The following is a 22,737-nucleotide window of genomic DNA, read 5'->3' as shown; positions in this document are numbered from 1 at the left end:
TGCAGTGTGCGCGCAGTATCCCTAGTGTGTCAATCAATGACAGCATTGTCAGCTAATGACACCTCGGCGCCGGACGCTGCCGTCCCCCGATCGATCGGCCGGGTGCTCGATCTCCTCGAGGTCGTCGTCGCCCACCGGGCCTGCACCCTCACCGTCGCCGCCGAGAAGACGGGTCTCACGCCGACCACGGCGCGCCGCTACCTCCAGGCCCTCGGCACCCGGGGCTACGTCCGCCGGGGCGACGCGGGGGAATACACGCCGGGGCCGATGATCCGATCGATGGCCGACACGCTGCGCCAGACCGACGAGGTCCAGCTCCTGTCGGCGGTCGCCCAGCCCCACCTGCGGCGGCTCGCGGCCCACACCGGCGAGTCCACGTATCTCGCGATCGCCGATGGCGACACGGCCACCTATGTCGACACCGCCGAGAGCTCCCGGGCCATCCGTCACGCCGGTGGTGTCGGCCAACGGGTACCGCTCGCCGGCACGGCGGTGGGGGCCGCCCTGGCGTCACCCGGCGCTCCGGCCACGCGCAGCGGCACCGTGGAGCCCGACATCGCGGCCGTCAGCCTCGGCCTCGGCGGGCCGTGGGCGGGCCGCGCCGCCGTCTCCGTGGTCGGCCCGGCCCATCGCTTCACCCGCCGCACCGCCCGCGAGCACGAGACAGCGCTGCAGGCCGCGGTCGACGCCCTCGAACACGATCTCCGCCGCACCCGCACCGACACCGCCAACGAACAAGGAGTCGCCCGATGACCATCGAGCTCGACGGGCCCGGCACGACCGTCGCCGATGTGGTCGCCGTCGCCCGCACCGGCGACCCGGTTCGCCTCACGGCCGCGGCGATCGAGCGCATGGCCGCCTCGCGGGCGATCGTCGACGGCCTCGCCGGCGGCGCCGCGAAGTACGGCATCTCCACCGGTTTCGGTGCCCTCGCCACGGTCGCGATACCCCCGGAACGACGGCGGGATCTACAGTTCGCCCTCGTGCGGTCCCACGCGGCGGGCATGGGCGACCCCGTGGAGGACGAGGTCGTCCGGGCGATGGTGTTCCTGCGGGCCCGCACCCTGGCGATGGGTCACAGCGGCACCCGGCCCCGGCTCGCCGAGGCGATGGTCGACATCCTCAATGCCGGGATCACTCCCGTCGTTCCCGAGTACGGCTCACTGGGCGCCAGCGGCGACCTGGCCCCCCTCGCCCACGCGGCGATGACCCTGATCGGCGAAGGCACGGCCTCGCGTGACGGCGAGACCGTCACCGCGGCCGAGGCGCTCGCCGACGCGGGGCTCGAGCCGATCGACCTGGCCGAGAAGGAGGGCCTGGCCCTCACCAACGGCACCGACGGGATCCTCGGCCAGCTGTGCCTGGCCGTCCACGACATCACCGACCTGCTGGACCAGGCCGACATGGTGGCCGCGATGACCGTCGAGGGGCTCCTGGCGACCGACGCGCCCTTCGCCGCCGACCTCCAGGACCTGCGGCCCCATCCCGGCCAGCGCGCGTCGGCGGCCAACCTCCGGCGGATGCTCGCCGACTCCCCGATCATCGCCAGCCATGCCGGGCCGACCGACACCCGGGTCCAGGACGCCTACTCGATCCGCTGCACGCCGGCGGTCCACGGCGCCGCTCGCGACACTCTCGACCACGGCCGCGCCGTCGCCGAACGCGAGCTGGCCTCGGCGATCGACAATCCGATGGTGCTGCCGGACGGCCGGGTCGAGTCGTGCGGCAACTTCCACGGCGCGCCCCTGGGATTCGCCGCCGACTTCCTCGCCATCGCGCTCGCCGAGGTCGGCGCGATCGCCGAACGGCGCATCGACCGGATGATGGACCAGGGCCGCAACCACGGGCTCGCGCCCTTCCTGGCCGAGGAGGTCGGGGTCGACAGCGGGATCATGATCGGGCACTACACCGCGGCCGGGCTCGCGTCGGAGAACAAGCGACTGGCCGCCCCCGCGTCGGTCGACTCACTGCCGACCTCCGCGATGCAGGAGGACCATGTGTCGATGGCGTGGCACGCCACCCGCAAGCTGCGCCGCGTGGTCGACAACACGCGGCGCATCCTGGCCGTCGAGTGGGTGTGCGCGGCCCGCGCCATCGAACTGCGGGCCCCGTTGGTCCCCGCCCCGGCCACCGGTGCGCTGGTCGAGCTGCTGCGGACCCGGGTCCCCGGCGCCGGCCCCGACCGTTTCCTCTCCCCCGAACTCGCCGCCGCCGAGGCCCTCCTGCGCGACGCCGCCCTCCCCCACCCCTGACCCGTCCACGCCCTACCCACCCGAAGTGGCGTGCGCGTCACCCGAAACCAGGGCGATGCACACGCCAGTTCGCTCGCCGTCCCGAACTGGCGTGCGTGTCACCCGAAACCAGGGTGATGCACACGCCAGTTCGTGGGGATGGGGCAAGCTCTCGGACATGACCGAGTTGCTGTTCCTCGCCGATGCCTACCTGCGCACGTTCGATGCCACCGTGACCGCCGTCGACGAGGAGAACGGCCGGGTCGCCCTCGACCGCACGGCGTTCTACGCAACCGGAGGCGGGCAACCGCACGACCTCGGCACCCTGGGCGGCGCCGCCGTCACGAACGTGCGCAAGGAGGGTGCCGACGTCTGGCACACCCTCGACGGCGAGCTGCCTGCCGTCGGCGACACCGTGACCGGCGAGATCGACTGGGACCGCCGGCACCGGCTGATGCGCACCCACACCGCGATGCACATCCTCTGCGGCGTGATCTGGAACGAGTACGGCAAGGCCGTGACCGGTGGGAACATGGAGCCGCTCACCGGTCGGATGGACTTCGAGTTCGACCCGCTACCGGACGGGTTCGCCGAGACGATCGAGGCCGCGGTGAACGCCGAGATCGCCGCCGACCGACCGATCGAGGTCTCGTTCCTCGATCGCCCGGTCGCCCTCGCCGATCCGGACCTGATCCGCACGAAGGTGAACCTCATCCCCGAGTTCGTCACCGAGATCCGCGTCGTCGACATCGTCGGCCTCGACAAGCAGGCCGACGGGGGCACCCATGTCGCCTCGACGGGCGAGGTCGGCACCTTCCGCGTCACGAAGACCGAGTCCAAGGGCAAGGGCAACAAGCGGGTCCGCATCGAGATCACCGACTGACCGGTGACAGAGGCCCGGGCCGACGCGTAGCGTTCGGCCATGTGTGGGAACCATCGTCCGGACGGCTCGCCCGTCGACCATCACCATCACGACCTGCCGGTCTTCCTCCCGCAGGTGCGCGGTCCCCGTCAGTGGCGCCGGCGGGCGTTCCTCGGCGAGGTGGGCAAGGGGACGGTGGCGTTCGCCGTGTTCGCCCCCGCGTTCATCGCCGCATGCAGTGACGACGGCGGCACGACCGCGCCCGGTACGACCGCGCCCGGATCGACCTCGACCACGTCCACGCCATCGACGACGACCCCACCGGCGAACGGTGACGACACGACCCCGACGAGCGAGGGCCTTCCCGCGCCACCGCCGTTGCAGTGGGCCCGCACGGACCTCGGGTTCGTGTCCGCCTACGTCCTCGCCCGGGGCACGGAGGCGGCGATCGTCGACACCGGCACGCCCGGCAGCGCGGCCGACATCGGCGAGACGCTCGCCGGGATCGGGCTCGGCTACGGGGACGTGCGCCACGTCTTCCTCACCCACCTCCACGGTGACCACATCGGGTCCATCACCGAGGTCATGGACATGGCCGACGGAGCGACCGCCCACGCCGGGGAGGCCGACATCGCGGCGATGGGCTACGACCCGATCGACGTGGCCGCCGACGGCGCCGAGATCTTCGGGCTCGAGGTGATCGCCACCCCCGGCCACACAGCGGGCCACATCTCGGTGATCGATCACGAGGCCGGGCTCCTCGTGGCCGGCGACGCGCTCAACACGGCCGGTGGCGGCGTCCAGGGCCCGAACCCCGACTTCTCGGCCGACCACGACCAGGCCAACGAGTCGGCCAAGCGTCTCGCGGCGTTGACGTTCAACACACTGCTCGCGGGTCACGGCGAACCCGTCGAGGACATGGCCGACACGGCCGTCGCCGCCCTCGCGGCCACCCTCTGAAGCCCGGATGTGCGACACGCTCGCCCGAGTCGGGCCCGACGGCACGATCTTCGCCAAGAACAGTGATCGGCCCCGCGACGAGGTCCAGCTGCTCGTGTGGTCGCCGGGGCGCCCGGCGGGCGGCGAGATGCGGACCCAGTACCTCACCCTCCCCGACCCCGGCGCCCACGGCGTGCTGCTCAGCCAGCCGACCTGGCTGTGGGGAGCCGAGCACGGCGTCAACGAGCACGGCGTCGCAATCGGTAACGAGCGCGTGTACGCCCGGCGCTCCCTCGACGACGAACCGGCGCTCATCGGGATGGACCTCGTCCGCCTCGGCCTCGAACGGGGCGCGACGGCGGACGAGGCACTGGCGGCGATGGTCGAGTTGCTCGAGGCGCACGGCCAGGGAGGATCGTGCCGGCAGGACACGAACGACCCCTACGACTCGTCGTTCCTGATCACCGACGCCCACGGCGGCTGGGTGCTCGAGACGTGCGGCCGATCGTGGGCCGCGATGCCGATCGGCGCGGGCACGTCGATCTCGAACCGCTATTCGATCGGCGACTCCTGGACCCGGGCGTCCGCCGACGTCCCCGCGGGGACGTCCACCCACGACTGGCACGACGACCGCGTGGACCTCCGGCGCGCCGACCATCGTCTCGCCGCGACCCGCTCGTGCGTGGCGCACACGGACGGGCTCGACCCGGCCACCGCCGTCAGCGCGTTGCGGGACCACGGACGGGGTCGATGGGGACGGCCCGGGACGGCCGACCATCCGCACCCGCCGCCGACAGAGGCCGGAGACGACTTCTCCGGCTTCACCGTCTGCATGCACGGCGACTGGGCCGCCACGACCACCGCCTCGATGGTCGTGTCGCTCCCGCGCGCCGGCGCCCCGACGGTGTGGGCCTGCGCCGGGTCACCCTGCGTCGGCACCTACCGACGCATCGACGACCTGGCGGCACCCCCGGCCGAGCTGACCGATGCCGACGCGTGGAAACGGGCGGCGGCACGACGCGACGCGGTGGAGCAGGACCCGGGTCGCCTGGCCGCCATCGCCGCGGGCCGCGTCGATGACGAGCGGGCCGCGTTCGCCTGAGGCTCCGGGGAGAGCCGCCGGGCGTTCAACCCGGCGGCCGGACACGACTACGCGGCCGAGTCGTCATCCGACGAGTCGTCGGATGACACCGAGTCGAGCGCATCGATCTCGGCCGTGAGACGGACGAGGTGTGCGTGGTCGACATCGCCCTTGGTGACGAGGTCGTACGCGGATTCGCCCATCTCGGCGACGAGCGCCTTGCGACGGCGCTCGACCTTCATGTCGGTGATCGCGCCGGAACCGGCGTTGACGGCCGACTCGAGCCGGCCCTTCACCTTGTCGATGATGGTCATGAGTGGGGGTTTCTCCTTGCTGATGGGCGCCAGGATGACGCCTGTAGCCGTTCGGACTCCCCACGGACCGCGAAGGTCGCGTGCTTCTGATTGCGAATGCATGACGGTTTCGCGCTGGCATCTCGGACGACCGCTCGCGAGGATGCGGTATGGGCAGGACGCGGATGTTCGTCGCGGCAGTCGGGCTGGCGCTGGTCGCCGTCGCGTGCAGCGACGACGCCGGTGACGACAGTACGCCGACGACGACCACGACCACCACGACGACCACCACCACGACGACGCTTGCGCCGGTCGACGCCTACCCGGTCGAGGTGGCCACGCTCAACGTGCTGCACGGCTTTCCCGCCGCGTCGAACTGCGGACCCGACACCGACCAGTGCAACGCGCCCACGAGGGCACGCATGATCTGGCAGATGCTCGAGGAGGACGCCGGGTGCCCCGAGATCATCGCCCTCCAGGAGATCAACCAGCGCTGGTTCGAGATCGTGCCCGAGATCCTGCCGGACCTGTGCGACGGTGAGCACGTGCTGCTGACCGAGGACGTCGGCAGCCCGGATCAGGAGATGATCCTCACCACGCTCCCGGTCCTGGACCACGCCCGGTTGACACTGGCCGGCGGCCCCATCTGGTCGGCGCACTGGGCCCGGCTCGACGCCGGTGACGGGCTCGTCGTCGACGTCTTCGCGACCCACTATGCGAGCAGCTCGCTCAACCTTCCGTGCATGGACAATCCCTTCGACCCGTGCTCGCCCAGCTGCCCGCCGGAGATGCTGATGGGCGAGTGCCATCCGACGCAGACCCTCGAGTTCCTGGCCGAGCGAGCGGCCCCCGGGTCGCTCCAGCTCGTCATCGGCGACCTGAACAACGAACCCACCGAGCCCCGGATCCGGGCGCTGGCCGACGCCGGATTCATCGACACCCACCTCCTCGCCGGCAATCCCGAGTGCCCCGACGAGGGCGGTCCGACCTGCACGTCCGGGATCGGCAGCGGCGAGGACACGATCTACGACGGTCTCGACGTGCGCGACGCCACGCTGCGGGGCCGCATCGACTACGTCCTCGCCCGCCCGCCCGAGGGATGCGAGCTGACGGTCGACGGTCAGGACACGGACGAACTCGACACCGACGGCGACGGCACCGCCACCGGCGTGTGGGCCAACACGCCGTTCGACGAGCCGGTCGACGGCCTGTACTGGGCGGCCGATCACGCCGGAATCCAGGCCGACATCGGACTCGTCTGTTCGTAGGATCCCGAGCGTGACCGCCCCGCAGCCCATCGACGTCGCCCGCGCCCGCGCCGAGACGCCGGGCTGCGCGGAGACCATCCACTTCAACAACGCCGGCGCGGCGCTGCCGAACGCGACGACGCTGCAGACCCAGCTCGACCATCTCGAGCTCGAGGCGCTCATCGGCGGCTACGAGGCCTACGACGCCCGCACCGACCGGGCCGAGGCGGTCTACACGTCGATCGCGACGATGCTCAACGCGCAACGCAGCGAGATCGCCCTCACCACGAGCAACTCCTCGGCCCTGCACTCGTTCCTCTACTCCATCGCGTTCGACCCCGGCGACCGGATCCTCACGACCCAATCCGAGTACGGGGCGAACTATGTGGCGTACCTCCACATCGCGGCGACGACCGGGGCGGTGGTGGAGGTCGTTCCCAACGATGCGGTGGGCGAGCTCGACGTCGACGCGCTCGCGACCATGGTCGACGAGCGGACCAGGCTCATCACCGTCAACCACGTCCCCACGAACGGTGGCCTGGTGAACGATGCCGCCGCGATCGGGCGCGTCGCCCGCGAGCACGGCGTCCTCTACCTGCTCGACGCCTGCCAGTCCGCCGGGCAACTGCCACTCGACGTGGAGGCCATCGGCTGTGACGCCCTCACCGCCACGGGCCGCAAGTACCTCCGTGGTCCCCGTGGCACCGGCTTCCTCTACGTCCGCCAGTCCGTGCTGGAGATGCTGCACCCGCCGATGATCGACCACGACGCCGCCACCTGGGTCGACGCCCACACCTACGTCCTGCAGCCGGACGCCTCCCGGTTCGAGTCGTGGGAACGCAACTGGGCCGCGCTCCTCGGACTCGGGGCCGCGGTCGACGACGCGCTCGCGTGGGGCATCGCGAACATCGAGGTGCGGGTGAAGGAGGTGGCGAACGCCCTGCGGAATCGACTGTGCGACGAAGTCACCGGCGCCGAGGTGCACGACCTCGGCACCGATCCCTGCGGCATCGTGACGTTCTCGCTCACGGACCGCGACATCGTCGAGGTGGCGCAGTCCTTGGCGGCCGATCGGATCAACGTGAGCGTCCAACCGATGGGGTCCGCCCTGCTCGACACGCAGGCCCGCGACCTACCGCCGCTCATCCGCGCCTCGGTCCACTACTACAACACCCACGACGAGATCGACGCCCTGATCAGCGACCTGTCCTGACCCGGGCGGTTGCCGTCACACCGTGCCGCAGTTCGTCGAGTCGCCGATACCGATGCAGGTCCGGCCCGAGTCGGGATCGAACGAAGTCGTGTCGATACCGACGCACCAGTCGTCGCCACACACCGAGGCGATCACCTCGGCATCGAGGCCGTCGGTGCCGATGGCGAGTCGCACCCGGCCCTCGATCCGCAGGTCGAGGCCGAACGCCTCGAGCAGGGTGCCGGCGCCGCGCACGACGCCGGCGATGACGCCGCGCACGTTCGACCAGAAGCGCTCCCACTTCAGCAGGCGGAGGAGTTCCTTCAGCGCCTCGAAGCGCTCGACGTCGACCGGACGGGCGTCGGGCACGAACTGCTTGTAGAGCGCCACCAGGCCATCGGCTCCGAGGATCACGAGTCGGAGGCGTCCGATGTCGACCTTGAGTCCGGCAATGGCGGTGTTGGCTGCCGTGACCCTGATCCCGTGGGAGACGGACTTCCCGACCTTCTCGAGCGGCGTGTAGCCGTCCCAGGTGCGGGCCAGATCCTCGAGCGTGTCCCGTTGGTCCTCGATGAGGGCCTCGCGGGTAGCGATGCCGTCGTAGGCATCGGACACCTCGTCGAGCAGGTTCTGGATCGCCGCGTGGGGGGCGAGTTCGTCGATCTCGGCCTCGAGGCGGTCGATGGTCTCGTCCTCACCCTGCTCGCCGGCGATCTTGGCGGCGAGGGCGTCGAGGTCCGTGAGATCGATGGTCACGCCGACCTCGCCGCTGAGCTCCACGCCACCCGGGCCGATCCGGCCGCCGATGGCGACGAAGTTGCCACCGACGCCGAGCCTGCCGTCGACCTTCACGCCGTCGGCGTCGATGCGCAGCTCGCCCTCGACCAGGTCCACACCGCCGACCTCGAGGGTGCCGTCGATCTGCAGGAAGCTGTTGCCGAGATCCTCGTAGAGCATCTCGAAGGCGACATTGCCCTCCGCGGCCAACTCGACGGTGGCGAACGGAGTGCTGGTGACCGTGCCGACGCCACGGATGCCGTCCACGTCGATGCGCCCCGCGAACGAGCCGCTCAGCGTGTCGTGGTCCACCCCCGCGGGCATGAGCCGCTGCGGATTCCAGGCGCCTTCACCCTCGACGTCGAGGTACGAATCGGTCTCCCAGACGGCGGGCGCCGCGGGGTCGAGGCGGCGGTGCAGGAAGCCGTCGACGTCGACATCGCCCTGCAGGGCCAGGAAATCGGCGGCCGTGGCGAACGCCCCTTCGGCGATGATGTCGTCGCCGAGATAGCCGTTGACCCAGGTCTTCTCGACGATGGCCGCACCGTCGAGCCGGTGGTCGATGCCGAGCGTGCCGTTGCCGATCGGCACCGAGATCGGGACGACGCCGAGCTTGCCGGGCAGACCCATGCCGAACTGGCCCGTGGCGATGGCCTCGAGACCGCTCGGGTCGAAGTCGACGAACACGCTGCCCGCGACATTGACCGGTCCGACCGGGAACTCGCCGTCGACCACGAGCTGAGGATGAAGCGAATCGAAGTCCCCGTGGATCGTGTCCGCGAGCCGGAAGTCGACCGGGATCGAACCATCGAGCGCGAACCCGACACCGCAGCCGCCCTCGAAGCCGCTGATCTGCAGGTCGATGTTGACCGGCAGGGTGATCCCCGGGCAGGACATGCCCGCGTAGACGTAGCCCGAGACCGGGTCGAGCACGAGCACGCTGTTGCCCTTACCGGCCATGTTCCACTGGCGGGGGATGTCGAGGCTGAGCCCGTCCAGGTCGAGCTCGAGGACGGTGTCCTGCTCGATGACGACGTACCAGTAGAGGACGTCGTCATGCAGGTGGGCATCGAGGTGGGCGAGGTCGCGGCCGAAGTCCGTGCCGATCCGGCCGACCAGGCCGCGACTGAACAGCATCGCCTCGAGCCAGTCCGGCAGCTCGAGCTCGCCGGTCGCGGTCTCGCTCACCTGCGCCACGCCGTCGACTTCCTCGATCACGAGACCCGGGGCATCGATGATCACCTCGTTCGGCAACTCGACGGGGTCATCGGTGTCGGCATCGTCGCCCACCGACTCGTCGCCGCCGGAACCGTCGTCACCGGCGTCGTCGATCGGCGTCGTGACCGGGGGATCGGTCGGCGCCGGGCCGGCCGCGTCGGCGGCCTCGTCCGCGCCGCACGCCGTCGCCAGCAGGGACAGGCACACGAAGGGACCGATCAGGATCGAGACGAGTCGGTGGCGCAAGGTCGTGAACATGCGTCCCACGGTCGCTGATCCGCGTGATTCCGGGAATCCCGCCCGCGGGTGTCGCGCGCGGAAGTCAGCCGCCGTCGGTGGGTGGTGCCAGCACCACCCACCGGCGCCGAACGGGGCTCAGTTCACGGTCACGGTGGCGGAATGTCCGGATGGAGCACACAGAACAGGTCGTAGGTGCCCGCCTCGTCGAAGGTGAGATCGAACGTCTCCGCCGTGCCGAGCAGGCCGGAATCGAAGGTGTCGGCCCGGGGATCGAACGCGGACCCGGCCGTGACCGTGTGGGGCACGCTGTCGGTGTTGTTGAACCGGATCGTGTCCCCCGCCGACACCTCGATGTCGCCGAAGTCGAAGTTCGTGATCGGCGCGGCGATCGCGCCGTCGTCGGGCTGGATCACCCGGTTCGCCTCGAGGTCGGCCGGGTCCGTCACCGGCCACACCGACGGATTGAACATGGCGAAGACCCCGCCCTGCACGAGCACCCCCTTGCGTTCTGGGTGAACGGAGGGCTGGAATCCGCGCCCCCGTTCACCCAGAACGCAGGGGGGGTGGGGTCAGCCGGCGCCGTAGAGGTGGAGCTCCTCGGCCTCTTCGTCGGCCATGTGGTAGCTCTCGTCGTGGTTCGGGAACGCGCCCGAGCGCACGTCCGCGGCGTAGGCCTTGATGGCCTCGACCGACGCACCCTTGATGTCGGCGTAGCGGCGGACGAACTTCGGGACGAAGCGATCCTCGATGCCGAGCAGGTCGTGGTAGACGAGCACCTGACCGTCACAGTGGTGACCGGCCCCGATGCCGATCGTGGGGATGTCGATCGCGTCGGTCACCATCTCGGCGACCCGCACGGGCACGCCCTCGAGCACGACGGCGAAGCAGCCGGCGTGGGCGAGTGACTTGGCCGCCTGCACGAGCTTGCGAGCGTGTTCGGCCTGCTTGCCCTGCACCTTGAAGCCACCCATCGCGTGGATGGACTGGGGGGTGAGGCCGATGTGGCCCATGACCGGGATCTCGGCGTCGATGATCTTCTCGATCATCGGCAGCCGCTTGCGACCACCCTCGAGCTTGACCGAGTGGGCGCCGGACCGCATGAGCTTGGCCGCATTGGCGACCGTCTCCTCGGGCGAGACGTGGTACGCCATCCACGGCATGTCGCCGACGATGTGACAATCGGGCTTGGCCCGGGCGACGGCGGCCGTGTGGTGGCACATGTCGTCGATCGTCACCTGGAGGGTGTCGTCGTAGCCGAGCACCACCATCGCCAGGCTGTCGCCGACCAGGATGAGGTCGGCACCCGCCTCGCTGGCGATTCGCGCGCCGGGCGCGTCGTAGGCGGTGACCATGACCAGCGGATCGTTGCCGTTCCTGGCCTTGTGCGCCGCAATTGCAGGGGCCGTGAGCTTGGCCATGTCTGCTTCTCCTCTCCCGTCCAGCGCATCTCAGCTGCCGGCGGTGAAACCCACGATACCGGGAGCCGGAGCCAGGCTCAAGGGGCGCCTACGCTGCGTGCGATGGCGGCCCTACCCCACTCCGTCGACGGACGTGACCTCGTGCCGGTCGACCGATCGCTCGAGATCGGTGCCCTACGTGGCGTCGTCGCCTACCGATGGCTCACCCTCTCGTGGGCGGTGGTGGCGGTGTTCTTCCAGCGCCAACACCTGAGCCGCACCGGCCTCGCTGTCGCGACGCTCGGGGTGGCGGGGGCCTTCACGGTGTGGTCGACACTCGCCGCCCGCAAGGACGCCGCCTGGCTGATGCGTCCCGCGACCGTGATCACGGAGGCCGCGATCGGGGCCGGGACCCTCCTCGTGGACGGTGTGGTGTGGGGTGCGCTGGAGGACGAGACGCGCCGCCAGTCACTCCCCTGGGCGTGGCCCCACGCGGCGATCTTCACCGCCGCCCTGCTCTTCGGCATGCGCCCGGCCATCGTGGTGGCGACGTTGCTCGCGGCATGCAGCTGGTGGGGCGAGCTGAACGTGCGGGGCGGCGAGGACAGTTGGGTCGGCGTGGGGTCCAAGTCCGCCCTGTACTTCCTCGCCGCGATCGGCGTCGCTCTCGTGATGGAGCGCCTGCGGGAGGCGTCGACCCGGATCTCCGCGGCCCGAGCCCGTGAGGAGATGGCCCGCACGCTGCACGACGGTGTGCTCCAGACGCTGGCCGTCATCCAGCGCCGATCCGACGACACCGAGTTGGTGGAGCTCGCCCGTCGGCAGGACGCGGATCTGCGCGGCTACTTGTGGGGGCGCGACGCACCCGACGAGCTCAGCGACACGATCGCAGCCGCCGCCCAACGCGCCCGTGAGGGCTACGGCATCGCGGTCGACCTCCTCATGCCCGACGACCTGCCCCCGCTCGCCGACCCGGTCCGCCATGCCCTCGCCGGCGCGGTGGGCGAGGCGATCACGAACGCGGCGAAGCACGCGGATGCGTCCCGCATCACCGTCTTCGCAGAGCCCATCGACGACGACCCGGACGGCCACACCGTCTACGTCAGCGTCAACGATGACGGTCGCGGGTTCGACCCGGCCACGGCCGCAGGAGAGGGCATCCGCCGCTCGATCCGCGGCCGAATCGCCGACGCAGCCGGGCGGGTCACCATCACGTCGTCACCGACCAACGGCGCCGATGTGCAAGTCTGGGTCGGCGGTCGCACCGAACCGGAGGACACGGATGGCTGACCTCGGACCCGTGCGGGTGGTCATCGCCGACGACCACACGATCTGGCGGAGCGGGGTGCGCGCCGACCTCGGAGAGAACTTCACGGTGGTCGGCGAGGCCGCTGACGCCGGCGAGGCGATCGCGGCGATCGATCGGCACGAGCCGGATCTCGTCCTGTGCGACCTCCACATGCCCGACGGTGGCGGACTCCGGGTGGCCCGGGAGCGGGGCGAACAGGCGATCATCGTCATCCTCACCGTGTCCGAGGCGGAGCGCGATCTCCTCGACGCGGTGGCGGCCGGCGCCCAGGGCTACCTCCTCAAATCCACCGAGCCCGACGACCTCCGCAACGCCCTGTGGAAGGCCGCGCAGGGCGAGCCGGTGTTCTCCCCGTCGCTCGCCGCGTTGGTACTGACCGAGTTCCGGCGCATGAAAATCGACTCGCCGGACGAGGGACTGTCGCCGCGCGAACGCGAGGTCCTCCAACACGTCGCCCGCGGCCACACCTACAAGGCCATCGGCGAGGAACTCTTCATCTCCCAGAAGACCGTCGAGAACCACGTCCGCAACATCCTCAAGAAGCTCCACCTCAACCGGAAGCAGGAGCTGATCCGCTACGCCCTCGAAAAGGGCATCGAGTAGCCGCCGACACCCCCTCCCTCCCCGCACGAGGGATCTCTGGTCACCAAAGGGTCGAAAACAGCCCGAATCCGCCGCCGCGAACGACCCTTTGGTGACCAGAGATCCCGGGACGGGGGTGGCTCAGGGTGCGCCGCCGAGGGCGCGGCTGCGGGCGAGATGGTTCCAGCCGCAGTCGGTGCACACCTCGACGACATAGCCCTGGCTGACGGACTTGCGGGCGTCCAGGCGGGCCATCTCCTTGTCGCTGGTCACGCAGCGACCGTGTTTGGGGAGACGGGGCCCGAACACATAGGTGACCTCGACGAGGGCGTCCTCGTCACAGACGGGGCAGGGCGACGCGAGCTCGACACCGCAGAACTCCGCGTTGCGGCGGAGCTCTCTTTGGGCATCACACACCTGCTCCGTGGGCAGGTCGCCGGCCCGCCATGCCTGCAGGGTCGCCTCGCGGGCCAGTCGGTAGTCGATCCCGGCGCTCGTGGAGCCGATGGCCTCGGCGAGTCCCATCTTCATCGGGTCCGAGGGTACCCCTCCGCACGGACCTGAGGTCGGGCGGCCAGACTCGTCCCCATGACACTGCACGATCCGCGGACCCCCGACGCCGACCGACCGCTCGACACCGTCGACCTCGGCCCCGGCGTGGGCGCCGACGTCGATCGCCGCCTCATCGGCGACGTGACCGGCCGACGCGTCCTCGATCTCGGCTGCGGCCAGGGACACACGGCGGTCGGCCTGGCCCGCCGCGGTGCCCGCGTGATCGCAGTCGACGAGGACGTCGCCCAGCTGGCCGCCACCCGGGCCCTTGCCGCCCGCGAGGAGGTCGTGGTCGAGTGCCACCAGGCGAAGCCGGCCGAGCTCGCGTTCCTGCCCGGCGACCATGTGGACCTCGCGCTCGCCATCACCACGTTGTCGTGGGTGCAGGACCTGAACCGCGTGTTCCGCCAGGTTCACCGCGTGATCGGCCCGAACGGCCACTTCGTCCTGTCCGTGCCCCACGCGGCGACCCTCTGCGCGGACCCGAACGACCCGGCCCGCACCGTCGCCCGCTGGGACGCCCCCGATCCGATCGGCGACCGCTGGGCCCACACCGTGGAGGACGTCGCGACTGCGCTCGGACGGGCGAACTTCGCGGTGGACACCATCCTCGAACGCCACCACGGAGCGCTCCTGCCCGCCACCCTCGTCGTGCGGGCCCGCAAGCTGGGCGTCTGAACTGCGGGGCAGGCTCAGTCGTCGCGGGTCGGCCACCAGGCCGCCAGCCGATCCGCAGCCTCCGCCTTCGGCACGATCCCCTCCCGCCATCGGATCTCCCGCAGGAAGTCGAGCGCACGCCCGATGGCGGGACCGGGGTCGATCCCGAGCAGCTCGCCGACCTCGACACCGTCGAGTGCGGGCTGGGGATCGTCGAGATCGGGCTCGCTCGCCCGCAACGCGGCGTGGGTCGCCCGGAGCTCGTCGAGGTCATCGGTCGGGAGCCCGTCGAGGCGGCGCAGACCCTCGACGGTGTCGTAGACGTCATCGAAGGTCAGGTCGGTGCCGACGATGTGGCGTACCTCGTTGCGAACGCTCGCCGCCGAGGGGTGGATTCGTGCTCCGGTGTCGGCGACGGGAAGGCGGGTGGACAGGGCGTTCACGGCGTCGGCCAGTCGGCGTGAGAACCGCAACCGCCGCCATGCGACCGGGGAGATGCCCGGTTCCCGCCCGAACCCGTCGAAGAACACGGCCCAGCGCGCCGGGGGCGACGCCGGCACCGCCCCGAGCCGGGCGCCAAGTCGCCGCGCCGCCGCCTCGTCGAGCGGATCGCCCTCCTCGACGATGCGCGCCATGAGCCCGGTGCGCACCAGCATCGCCAGACCCGGCCCGGGCTCGTCGAGCAGGAGCAGCTTCTCCATCTCGTCACGGATCCGCTCGACCGACACGATGGCCATCCGGTCGACCAGCGCCGTGATCGCCGACTCGAGCTCGGGCGTCGGTACGAGCCCATAGCCCGCATGGAAGCGGGCGGCCCGCAACATGCGCAGCGGGTCCTCGGAGAACGCGATCTCCGGATCGAGCGGCGTCCGCAACACCCGATGGTCGAGGTCGACCCGCCCCCCGTGGGGATCGATCAGCTCGCCGGTCCCGACGTCGACCGCCATGGCGTTGACGGTGAAGTCGCGCCTCGCGAGGTCCGCCGTGATGTCGTCGCCGAACGACACGGTCGGCTTGCGGGAATCCTCGTCGTAGGACTCCGCGCGATGCGTGGTGATCTCGAACGCCTGGCCGCCGATCGTGCATCCGATCGTGCCGAAGCGCTCACCCTGGCTCCACACCGCGTCGGCGAGACCGGACACGATGCGTTTGATCTCCGGCGGGCGGGCCGCGGTGGTGGCATCGAGGTCCCCCTCGTCACGGCTCCGCCCGAGCAGCCCGTCGCGCACGATCCCGCCGACGAGGTAGAGCCGATGCCCCTCGGCGGCGAAGCGAGCGGCGAGCGGCGAGGCGAGGGCGAGCACGTCCGCGAAGGCCGCGGGCGCCTCGGTCATCGCTCGTCCTGTTGCAGCCGGCGCGCCGCCTCGACGACCTCCCGCCCCGGTCCGCCGGACGTCGGCGCTTCGGGCCGCACCGACTCGCCGACCAACGCCGCCGTGGTGGCCGCGCTGCAATCCCGGACCGCCTCGAGGTCGTAGCCGCCCTCGAGCAGAGCGACGGTACGCCGCGCCGGTGCCGCCTCCCGCAGCGCCGCGACGAAGTCGGCGACGTCACCCGACGTGAAGCCGAGATCGGTGATCGGGTCCGCGCGATGACCGTCGAATCCGGCCGAGACGAACAGCCACTCCGGCGCGAACGCGTCGATCGCGGGGAGGATCACGTCGTCGAATCCGGCGCGGACCACGTCGCCGGTCGCGCCGGGCGGCACCGGCAGATTGATCGTGGTCCCCTCCCCGGCGCCCGTGCCCCGCTCCTCGAGCATCCCCGATCCCGGATAGAGCGGGTGCTGGTGGACCGAGGCGAAGAGCACGTCGGGCGACGCGTAGAAGATGTCCTGCGTGCCGTTGCCGTGGTGGGCGTCGAAGTCGACGATGGCCACCCGCTCGCCGGCTGCCACGCGTGCCGTGGCGGCGACCGCGACGGAGTTGAACAGGCAGAATCCCATCGATCGATCCGCGGTCGCGTGGTGGCCCGGCGGCCGCACGATGCAGTACGCGGCCTCGACGGCCGGATCGTCGAGCAGGGTCTCCGTCGCGGTGAGCACCGAGCCGGCGGACAGCAGGGCAGCCTGGAGGCTGGCGTCGTTCATGACGGTGTCAGGATCGAGGCGTCCACCGCCGCGAGCATCGATCGCGCGCACCCGCTCGATCAGGCCTCGGGTGTGGACCCGGGCGAGCTCCGCATCGGTCACCTGGCGCGGCGCCACCGTGACGATGGCGTCATCGACGCCCGCCCGCCGCACCCCGTCGAGCGCGGCGGCCAGACGATCCGGACGCTCGGGGTGATGCGTGCCCGCGACATGGGCGGCACAGCGTTCGTCGGTGACTACGGCCAGCACGGGTGACTCCTCCGGACGAACCGGTGTTCCACGACAGGAAGCCGAGCGTAGCCCTCCCGCCGTGGCGGCGGCGGGGCGTATCGTGGTCGTCGGCATGGTTCTCCAGTCCCTCACCGTCGACAACGCGCGCTTTCGGGCGGGCAGCTGGCGCACCCGACGGGACCTCGCCTATCTCGTGCCCCTGAGCCCGGCCCACACCCTCACCGTGCAAGCGCTCGGAAAGGCCCGGGCCGAGCTCGGCGCCCGGGGGTTCGCCGACGTGGTCACCGCCGCGGTCGCCCCGGCCGAGAAGGCCGCACTCATGCGTGACGGGTTCGTCGAACACGAGCACCTCCACCTCCTGAAGCACGATCTCACCGGTCTGCCGCCCGCCGCCGGCTGGTGGCGCCGGCGAACGTCGTCACCGAGCGTCGAACGGGGCCGCACGGCCGACCGGCCCGCCGTGCTGGAGCTCGACGCCCGGACGTTCGACGACTTCTGGCAGCTCGACGGTGACGGCCTGGACGACGCCATGGACGCCACGCCCGTCAGCCGGCTCCGGGTGATCCGCGACCCCGCGATCATCGGCTACGCGGTCGCAGGGCGAGCCGGCACGCAGGGGTTCCTGCAGCGACTCGCCGTCGACCCCGACCGGCAGGGCGCCGGCCTCGGCGCGATGCTCGTGCACGATGCGCTGCACTGGATGCGCCGCCGGGGGGCGACGGTGGGCTGGGTGAACACCCAGGAGGCGAACGAGCGGGCCCTCGGGCTGTACCGCCATCTCGGGTTCCGGCCCGCGGACCACAACCTCACGGTGATGGCGCGCCCGGTCCGATGATCGGCTTCGCGGCATGATCCCCCGCCGCTCGCGCGTCGCGACCGTTGCCGGGGCGCTGACCATCGCCTCGGCCGCCGCCGTGGTGTTCGGCGCGGCCGCCGGCACCGCCCAGAGCACGACCCCGACGCTCGATTTTATCGGGCAGACCCTCGTCGTGACCGACGATCCGGCCGAGATCGTCCTGGACGTGATCGACGCCCCCGAAGACGCACGGATCGGCGTCAGCATCTACGCCGACCCGGCCCGGACCCGACCCGCGGTGCGCGACCACCACGCCTCTCCCCCGACGGGCACGGCACGGCTCGCCGCGTTCGAGTGCACGCTCGAGGGGGACTGCTTCGACCAGGCGTTCCTGACCACCGACCGCGACGGCGTGGTCACGATCACGCTCGACGACGACGTCATCGGCGAGCTGCTGCGCCGCGACGAGGGAACCCTGCCCGTCGTCGTCACCCTCGTGAGCGAGGACGGCGACGTGCTCGACCAGCTCGCCACCAGCTTCGTGGTCATCGACGAGACCACCGCCCGCCGGTCCCGGGTCGCGTTCATCTCCTCACTCGACGCGCCGGTCGCCCACCATGCCGACCAGACCATCACCATCGACCCCGACCCGCTCATCGAACGGCTCGACGCCACCGGGCCGGGACTCGACACGACCTTCTCGCTCCGACCGGAAACCCTGAGTGCGCTGGCGAGCGAGGATCCCGAGGCCCTGGCCGAGATCGTCGACCGGATCGACGGACGGCCGCTGCTGCGTTCCCCGTGGGTCGCCATGGACGAGGAGGCATGGCGCTTCGCGGGCGAGGCGGACCAGGTCATCGCCGGCTACGCCCTCGGCAACGACACGGTCGAGGAGCTCGCCGGGACGGCGCCGTCGGGCATCGTTCGCCTGGATGCCGACGCCACGCCCGCGACGCTCGCCGTCCTGCGGGCCGCCGGCACCAACGTCGTCATCGCGACGGATGATCAGCTCGATCCGGCGACGGGCGCCGCCGAGGCCGACACCCCGTTCACCGTCCTCGACGGCAACGGTGTCGCCATGACGGCCCTGCGCATCGACGATTCGCTGCACGACACGCTGGCCGACGACGACCCCGAACTCGCCGGCTTCCACGCACTCGCCGAGCTCATCACCGGCATCTACGACGACCGGCCGGCCGACACGGCGACGCTGCTCGACCTCGACCGCATCGACCCGGTCGCACGCGACGTGCTGCTCGCCGGGATCGACGATCGCCGCGAAATCCGTGTCGTCGCCGTGAGTGCACTCGCCAGCCTCGACCCCGAACGGCTCGGCGGAACGGCCATGCGCGCCGAGCTGCGCCCGAGCGCGGCGCCGGACATCAGCGACATCGCCGACGACCTCCAGGCCGCGCGCTCCGCGATCTCGATCCTGTCCTCGATGCTCGAACCGGAGACCGCCGGCATCGACGCGCTGACCCGTCAGCTGTGGGCCGCGGTCAGCAGCGATCTGAGCTCGACCGAAGCGACCGCCTACGCGGATGCCGTGTTCGCCGAAGTACTCGAGCGCACAACCGGCATCGAGGTACCGCCCGGCGACCGGATCACGCTCACCGACCGCCGCACCGACCTGCCCCTCACCATCGTCAACAGCCAGGCCGTGCCCCTCAACGTCGAGCTGGTGTTGTCGGCCGAGAAGATCCGCTTTCCGGATGGCGATCGCCGCACGCTGCGCCTCCAACCGGGCGCCAACCACATCGTCATCCCCGTCGAGACCCTCGCGTCGGGCGACGCGCGGGTGACGGCGACCGTCGTCTCGCCGGGCGGAGCCTTCGAGCTGGCCTCCGGCGCGGTGGACATCCGGTCGACGGCGATCTCCGGACTCGGTCTCGCGATCTCGATCGTGGCGCTCGTGATCCTGGGCGTCTGGTGGATTCGCACGATCCTCCGTGTCCGCCGCAACCGCGCCGCTGCTACGGTCGCCGCGTCGGACGAGGATCCGCCCGCACCGACCGAGGATCCCGTGGAAGGGGAATCGTGACCGTTCGCATCGTCACCGACAGTGCCTGTGACCTCCGAGGGGAGGAGGTCGACGAGTTCGGCATCGAGGTCGTCCCGTTGTCCATCCGCTTCGGTGACCGCGAGTACGTCGACCGCGAGGAGCTCTCGGTCACGGAGTTCTATGCGCTGCTGGCCGAGTCGGACGACCTCCCCGAGACCGCCGCCCCCGCCCCCGGCACCTTCGACGCGGCGTTCCGGCGTCAGTTCGACGCCGGCGCATCTGCCGTCGTCTGCATCAACCTCTCCGCCGCGCTGTCCGCCACCATGCAGTCGGCCCAAACCGCCGCGGACAACCTGAAGGCGGACCGGCCCGACGCCGAGATCCATGTCGTCGACAGCGGATCGATCACCGCCGGGCTCGGTTCCATCGTGCTCGCCGCGGCGGAGATGGGTCGGGACGGCGCGTCCGCGACCGACATCGTCGCCGCGGTGCACGATCTGAGCAGTCGCACGCAGGTGTTCGGCACGCTGGACACGCTCGACAACCTGAAGAAGGGCGGCCGGATCGGCGGTGCCCAGGCGCTGCTGGGCTCGATGCTCGCGATCAAGCCCATCCTCGATCTCTCGAGTGGTGAGGTCGAGGAGGCCGGCAAGCAGCGCACCCGCAAGAAGGCACTGGGGTGGCTGCGCGACAAGCTGATCGAGGTCGGTCCGGTCGAGAAGCTCGCGGTGATGCACGGCGATGCACCTGACCTGGACGACTTCCTCGCGATGCTCGACGGGGTGGTCGACGTCGACACGATCCGGGTCGAGAAGATCGGTCCCGTGATCGGCACGCACGGTGGTCCCCGGGTGATGGGGCTCGCCTTCCAGACGCCGGCCTGACCGCCGCGCCGACGGCCCGGAGTGCGGGCGCTACCGTCCGCGGCGTGGCTGCGGTCAAATCCGGCACGCTCCTCGACGAGCGGTACCGACTCCTGACCTCTCGCGCCTCCGGCGCGACGGCGAACGTGTGGCAGGCCGAGGACGAGTTCCTCCGCCGCATCGTGGCCGTCAAACTCCTCCACGACCATCTGCTCCAGGACGCCGAGCTCCTGAGCCGGTTCCGCGCGGAGGCCCGCACCGCGGCCACCGTGAACCATCCGAATCTCGTGGCGGTCTACGACTCCACCACCGACCACCCGGGAATCGTCATGGAGTGGGTCGACGGACCGGACCTGCGCCGACGGCTCGACGATGGCGGCCTGCGCCCGGCGGAGGTCGCCGGACTCGGCGTCGACCTGTGCGCCGGGCTCGGAGAGCTCCACCGCCACGGCCTCGTGCATCGCGACGTCAAGCCGGCCAATGTCCTGCTCACACCCAGCGGCACGCCGAAGCTGACGGACTTCGGGATCGCCACGGCCAACGCCGGCGACCGCACGGCGACCGGCATCGTGCTGGGCACGGCCAAGTACCTCGCGCCGGAACAGGTTCAGGGCACGGCGCTCGACGGCCGGACCGACGTGTTCGCACTCGCCGCCGTCCTCTACGAGTGCCTCGCCGGCCGGCCGCCGTGGCTGCGCGACGGGGACCTGCCCACCGCGATCGCCCGGCTCGAGGAGGACGCGCCCGACCTCGGCCGGGTCCGACCCGAGGTGCCGGCGGATCTCGCGGGCGCGATCATGCGCGGCCTCGCCCGCGAACCGGAGGCCCGATGGCCGAGCACGGCGGCGTTCGCATCCGCGATCCTCGGCGGCTCCGGGCTCCCCGCCCCGCCCCCGCCGCCGGCCCCGGCGCCACGGGATCGGACGCGGCCGGCCGAGCCGCCCCGACGGGACGAGCCGACGATCGCCGTGGCGACGACGGCACCGCCGGCCCGCCGGCCGCGGCGACGCCGGTGGCCCCGTCTCGTCGGCCTGCTGGTGATGATCGCGATCGCCGCGCTCGGCTGGACGCTCATCACGACACTGGACGACGACCCGGCCCCCGCGGCGGCCGACGGCGACATCCGGATCGTGGCGGCGACGGCGTTCGACCCGGAGGGATCCGGTCCGGCCGGGGAGCACAACGACCGCGCCGCGGATGCCATCGACGGTGACACCGCGACCAGCTGGCCCACCGAGCGCTACGGAAGCCGCACCTTCGGCACGAAGTCCGGCGTCGGGCTGATCCTCGAGCTCGACACCGTGCACGACCTCGACGAGGTGACCATTCGGACCCAGTCGTCCACCGACTGGGCCGTGGCGGTCCACGTCGTGACGGACGTCGATCCCGGCGGGGCGGACGCGATCGCCGACTTCGGCTCGCCGGTCGCCCGCGCCGGCGGTCTTCCCACGATCGCCTCCGTGCCCCTCGACGCCACGGGATCGACCGTCGTCCTCTGGTTCACCGACCTCGGCGAGGGGCCGCTGCCGATCCGGATGAACGTCGTCGAGGTCACGATCCGGTGACCGGGCGCTCGGCTAGGGTCCGCGGATCGCTCCGATGGACGAATCGACGCTGATCAGCGCCGCGCAGCGGGGGGACCAACGGGCCCTCGACCAGCTGCTGCGAGCGCATCAGGACCGCATCCACGCGGTCTGTCGTCGACTCGCGGGCAACGACGCCGACGCGCTCGATGCCACACAGGAGGCGTTGATCGCGATCGTGAAGGGACTCCCCCGTTTCGACGGGCGGGCCAAGTTCTCCACCTGGGCGTATCGCGTCGCCACGAACGCGTGCCTCGACGAGCTGCGGCGCCGTGGTCGCCGGGCCGAACCCGGTCTGCCGGAGTACGAGACCGCCGGACTCGAGCCCCTCGGCGGGTCGACACCGCGCGATCCGGCCGAGACGGTGGCGGCCGCGATCGACGTCGACCGCGGACTCGCCCTGCTCCCCGACGAGTTCCGCACCGCCGTCGTGCTACGCGACGTCGCCGGTCTCGACTACGCGGAGATCGCCGAGGTGCTCGACATCGCGCCCGGCACCGTCCGCTCCCGCATCGCCCGCGGCCGATCCCGCCTCGCCGACGCGATTGCCGGGAACCAGACCCCGCCTCCCGAACGTCAGACCCCGTAGTGCCCGA

Annotated in this window: 22 protein-coding genes; 15 read left to right on the top strand and 7 right to left on the bottom strand. The window is 71.2% G+C overall.

The window, feature by feature from the left end; all coding sequences use genetic code 11:
- The first annotated feature begins 102 nt into the window (after nt 1-102).
- The 5 genes from R8F63_17135 to R8F63_17115 all read left to right on the top strand — a co-directional run bounded on the left by R8F63_17135 (nt 103) and on the right by R8F63_17115 (nt 5,134).
- Complete coding sequence (locus tag R8F63_17135; GenBank protein ID MDW3220336.1) at nt 103-753, top strand: helix-turn-helix domain-containing protein; 651 nt, start codon at nt 103-105, stop codon at nt 751-753.
- Complete coding sequence (gene hutH, locus R8F63_17130; GenBank protein ID MDW3220335.1) at nt 750-2,252, top strand: histidine ammonia-lyase; 1,503 nt, start codon at nt 750-752, stop codon at nt 2,250-2,252. Before R8F63_17135 ends, hutH begins: the two co-directional genes overlap by 4 nt.
- A 157-nt stretch (nt 2,253-2,409) precedes the next feature.
- A complete protein-coding gene (locus R8F63_17125) occupies nt 2,410-3,114 on the top strand; it encodes an alanyl-tRNA editing protein (GenBank protein MDW3220334.1) in 705 nt (234 codons plus the stop codon).
- Nucleotides 3,115-3,153: 39 nt separating this feature from the next.
- Nucleotides 3,154-4,053 carry an MBL fold metallo-hydrolase gene (locus R8F63_17120; GenBank protein ID MDW3220333.1) on the top strand — a complete coding sequence of 300 codons (900 nt, stop codon included), beginning with the start codon at nt 3,154-3,156 and terminating at the stop codon, nt 4,051-4,053.
- 7 nt (nt 4,054-4,060) lie between these two features.
- Entirely contained in the window at nt 4,061-5,134 is a 1,074-nt protein-coding gene (locus tag R8F63_17115) for a hypothetical protein (protein ID MDW3220332.1), read from the top strand.
- Nucleotides 5,135-5,181: 47 nt separating this feature from the next.
- On the opposite strand, the gene R8F63_17110 is transcribed toward R8F63_17115, so the two are convergent.
- Nucleotides 5,182-5,427, bottom strand: a complete 246-nt coding sequence (locus tag R8F63_17110) for a hypothetical protein (protein ID MDW3220331.1) — start codon at nt 5,425-5,427, stop codon at nt 5,182-5,184.
- 149 nt (nt 5,428-5,576) lie between these two features.
- Between R8F63_17110 and R8F63_17105 the strand changes: the two genes are divergently transcribed.
- Both R8F63_17105 and R8F63_17100 read left to right on the top strand, forming a co-directional pair.
- The gene (locus tag R8F63_17105; GenBank protein MDW3220330.1) at nt 5,577-6,674 is read left to right on the top strand and encodes a hypothetical protein; all 1,098 of its coding nucleotides are present in this window, start codon (nt 5,577-5,579) and stop codon (nt 6,672-6,674) included.
- A 10-nt stretch (nt 6,675-6,684) separates the two neighbouring features.
- Nucleotides 6,685-7,866 (top strand): aminotransferase class V-fold PLP-dependent enzyme, encoded by a 1,182-nt coding sequence (locus R8F63_17100; protein ID MDW3220329.1) that lies wholly within the window; start codon nt 6,685-6,687, stop codon nt 7,864-7,866.
- Nucleotides 7,867-7,881: 15 nt separating this feature from the next.
- Here the strand turns inward: R8F63_17100 and R8F63_17095 are convergent, their stop codons facing one another.
- The 3 genes from R8F63_17095 to panB all read right to left on the bottom strand — a co-directional run bounded on the left by R8F63_17095 (nt 7,882) and on the right by panB (nt 11,498).
- Complete coding sequence (locus R8F63_17095) at nt 7,882-10,098, bottom strand: hypothetical protein (GenBank protein ID MDW3220328.1); 2,217 nt, start codon at nt 10,096-10,098, stop codon at nt 7,882-7,884.
- A gap of 128 nt (nt 10,099-10,226) precedes the next feature.
- A complete protein-coding gene (locus R8F63_17090) occupies nt 10,227-10,571 on the bottom strand; it encodes a plastocyanin/azurin family copper-binding protein (GenBank protein ID MDW3220327.1) in 345 nt (114 codons plus the stop codon).
- 78 nt (nt 10,572-10,649) lie between these two features.
- Complete coding sequence (panB, locus tag R8F63_17085) at nt 10,650-11,498, bottom strand: 3-methyl-2-oxobutanoate hydroxymethyltransferase (GenBank protein ID MDW3220326.1); 849 nt, start codon at nt 11,496-11,498, stop codon at nt 10,650-10,652.
- 102 nt (nt 11,499-11,600) lie between these two features.
- On the opposite strand from panB, the gene R8F63_17080 reads away from it, so the two are divergent.
- Together R8F63_17080 and R8F63_17075 are read left to right on the top strand one after the other, a co-directional pair.
- Nucleotides 11,601-12,767: a hypothetical protein gene (locus R8F63_17080; protein MDW3220325.1), complete on the top strand. Its 1,167-nt coding sequence runs from the start codon at nt 11,601-11,603 to the stop codon at nt 12,765-12,767.
- Nucleotides 12,760-13,389, top strand: a complete 630-nt coding sequence (locus tag R8F63_17075; protein ID MDW3220324.1) for a response regulator transcription factor — start codon at nt 12,760-12,762, stop codon at nt 13,387-13,389. Before R8F63_17080 ends, R8F63_17075 begins: the two co-directional genes overlap by 8 nt.
- A gap of 120 nt (nt 13,390-13,509) precedes the next feature.
- On the opposite strand, the gene R8F63_17070 is transcribed toward R8F63_17075, so the two are convergent.
- The gene (locus tag R8F63_17070; protein ID MDW3220323.1) at nt 13,510-13,899 is read right to left on the bottom strand and encodes a DUF5318 family protein; all 390 of its coding nucleotides are present in this window, start codon (nt 13,897-13,899) and stop codon (nt 13,510-13,512) included.
- Between the two features lie 57 nt (nt 13,900-13,956).
- Between R8F63_17070 and R8F63_17065 the strand changes: the two genes are divergently transcribed.
- Nucleotides 13,957-14,598, top strand: coding sequence for a class I SAM-dependent methyltransferase (locus R8F63_17065; GenBank protein ID MDW3220322.1), 642 nt, complete (start codon nt 13,957-13,959; stop codon nt 14,596-14,598).
- Between the two features lie 14 nt (nt 14,599-14,612).
- Here R8F63_17065 and R8F63_17060 read toward each other — a convergent pair whose 3' ends face one another.
- Nucleotides 14,613-15,911 (bottom strand): CCA tRNA nucleotidyltransferase, encoded by a 1,299-nt coding sequence (locus R8F63_17060; protein ID MDW3220321.1) that lies wholly within the window; start codon nt 15,909-15,911, stop codon nt 14,613-14,615.
- Nucleotides 15,908-16,915, bottom strand: a complete 1,008-nt coding sequence (locus R8F63_17055) for a histone deacetylase (protein ID MDW3220320.1) — start codon at nt 16,913-16,915, stop codon at nt 15,908-15,910. Before R8F63_17055 ends, R8F63_17060 begins: the two co-directional genes overlap by 4 nt.
- Before the next feature lie 94 nt (nt 16,916-17,009).
- On the opposite strand from R8F63_17055, the gene R8F63_17050 reads away from it, so the two are divergent.
- Genes R8F63_17050 through R8F63_17030 form a run of 5 tightly spaced genes read left to right on the top strand, consistent with a single transcriptional unit; the run spans nt 17,010 to nt 22,730 of the window.
- Nucleotides 17,010-17,732, top strand: a complete 723-nt coding sequence (locus R8F63_17050; protein MDW3220319.1) for a GNAT family N-acetyltransferase — start codon at nt 17,010-17,012, stop codon at nt 17,730-17,732.
- Between the two features lie 13 nt (nt 17,733-17,745).
- Nucleotides 17,746-19,734: a DUF6049 family protein gene (locus tag R8F63_17045; GenBank protein MDW3220318.1), complete on the top strand. Its 1,989-nt coding sequence runs from the start codon at nt 17,746-17,748 to the stop codon at nt 19,732-19,734.
- Complete coding sequence (locus tag R8F63_17040) at nt 19,731-20,579, top strand: DegV family protein (GenBank protein MDW3220317.1); 849 nt, start codon at nt 19,731-19,733, stop codon at nt 20,577-20,579. The genes R8F63_17045 and R8F63_17040 overlap by 4 nt, the downstream gene beginning before the upstream one ends.
- A 44-nt stretch (nt 20,580-20,623) precedes the next feature.
- Nucleotides 20,624-22,123 (top strand): serine/threonine-protein kinase, encoded by a 1,500-nt coding sequence (locus tag R8F63_17035; GenBank protein MDW3220316.1) that lies wholly within the window; start codon nt 20,624-20,626, stop codon nt 22,121-22,123.
- Between the two features lie 34 nt (nt 22,124-22,157).
- On the top strand, nt 22,158-22,730 hold the full coding sequence (locus R8F63_17030) for a sigma-70 family RNA polymerase sigma factor (protein MDW3220315.1): 573 nt from the start codon (nt 22,158-22,160) through the stop codon (nt 22,728-22,730).
- The last annotated feature ends 7 nt before the right edge of the window (nt 22,731-22,737 follow it).

The organism is Acidimicrobiales bacterium, assembly GCA_033344915.1.
GTDB lineage: Bacteria > Actinomycetota > Acidimicrobiia > Acidimicrobiales > Aldehydirespiratoraceae > JAJRXC01.
Note: the sequence above shows the minus strand (reverse complement) of the source record. Positions and strands in the feature narration are given on the sequence as shown.

Bases quoted from the DNA above. Each gene is read 5' to 3' on its own strand.
- hutH (MDW3220335.1), top strand. From the start codon at position 750: ATGACCATCGAGCTCGACGGGCCCGGCACGACCGTCGCCGATGTGGTC.
- R8F63_17045 (MDW3220318.1), top strand. From the start codon at position 17,746: ATGATCCCCCGCCGCTCGCGCGTCGCGACCGTTGCCGGGGCGCTGACC.
- R8F63_17095 (MDW3220328.1), bottom strand. From the start codon at position 10,098: ATGTTCACGACCTTGCGCCACCGACTCGTCTCGATCCTGATCGGTCCC.
- R8F63_17075 (MDW3220324.1), top strand. From the start codon at position 12,760: ATGGCTGACCTCGGACCCGTGCGGGTGGTCATCGCCGACGACCACACG.
- R8F63_17030 (MDW3220315.1), top strand. From the start codon at position 22,158: ATGGACGAATCGACGCTGATCAGCGCCGCGCAGCGGGGGGACCAACGG.
- R8F63_17105 (MDW3220330.1), top strand. From the start codon at position 5,577: ATGGGCAGGACGCGGATGTTCGTCGCGGCAGTCGGGCTGGCGCTGGTC.
- R8F63_17115 (MDW3220332.1), top strand. From the start codon at position 4,061: ATGTGCGACACGCTCGCCCGAGTCGGGCCCGACGGCACGATCTTCGCC.
- R8F63_17070 (MDW3220323.1), bottom strand. From the start codon at position 13,899: ATGAAGATGGGACTCGCCGAGGCCATCGGCTCCACGAGCGCCGGGATC.
- R8F63_17080 (MDW3220325.1), top strand. From the start codon at position 11,601: ATGGCGGCCCTACCCCACTCCGTCGACGGACGTGACCTCGTGCCGGTC.
- R8F63_17050 (MDW3220319.1), top strand. From the start codon at position 17,010: ATGGTTCTCCAGTCCCTCACCGTCGACAACGCGCGCTTTCGGGCGGGC.
- R8F63_17125 (MDW3220334.1), top strand. From the start codon at position 2,410: ATGACCGAGTTGCTGTTCCTCGCCGATGCCTACCTGCGCACGTTCGAT.
- panB (MDW3220326.1), bottom strand. From the start codon at position 11,498: ATGGCCAAGCTCACGGCCCCTGCAATTGCGGCGCACAAGGCCAGGAAC.
- R8F63_17120 (MDW3220333.1), top strand. From the start codon at position 3,154: ATGTGTGGGAACCATCGTCCGGACGGCTCGCCCGTCGACCATCACCAT.
- R8F63_17110 (MDW3220331.1), bottom strand. From the start codon at position 5,427: ATGACCATCATCGACAAGGTGAAGGGCCGGCTCGAGTCGGCCGTCAAC.
- R8F63_17060 (MDW3220321.1), bottom strand. From the start codon at position 15,911: ATGACCGAGGCGCCCGCGGCCTTCGCGGACGTGCTCGCCCTCGCCTCG.
- R8F63_17065 (MDW3220322.1), top strand. From the start codon at position 13,957: ATGACACTGCACGATCCGCGGACCCCCGACGCCGACCGACCGCTCGAC.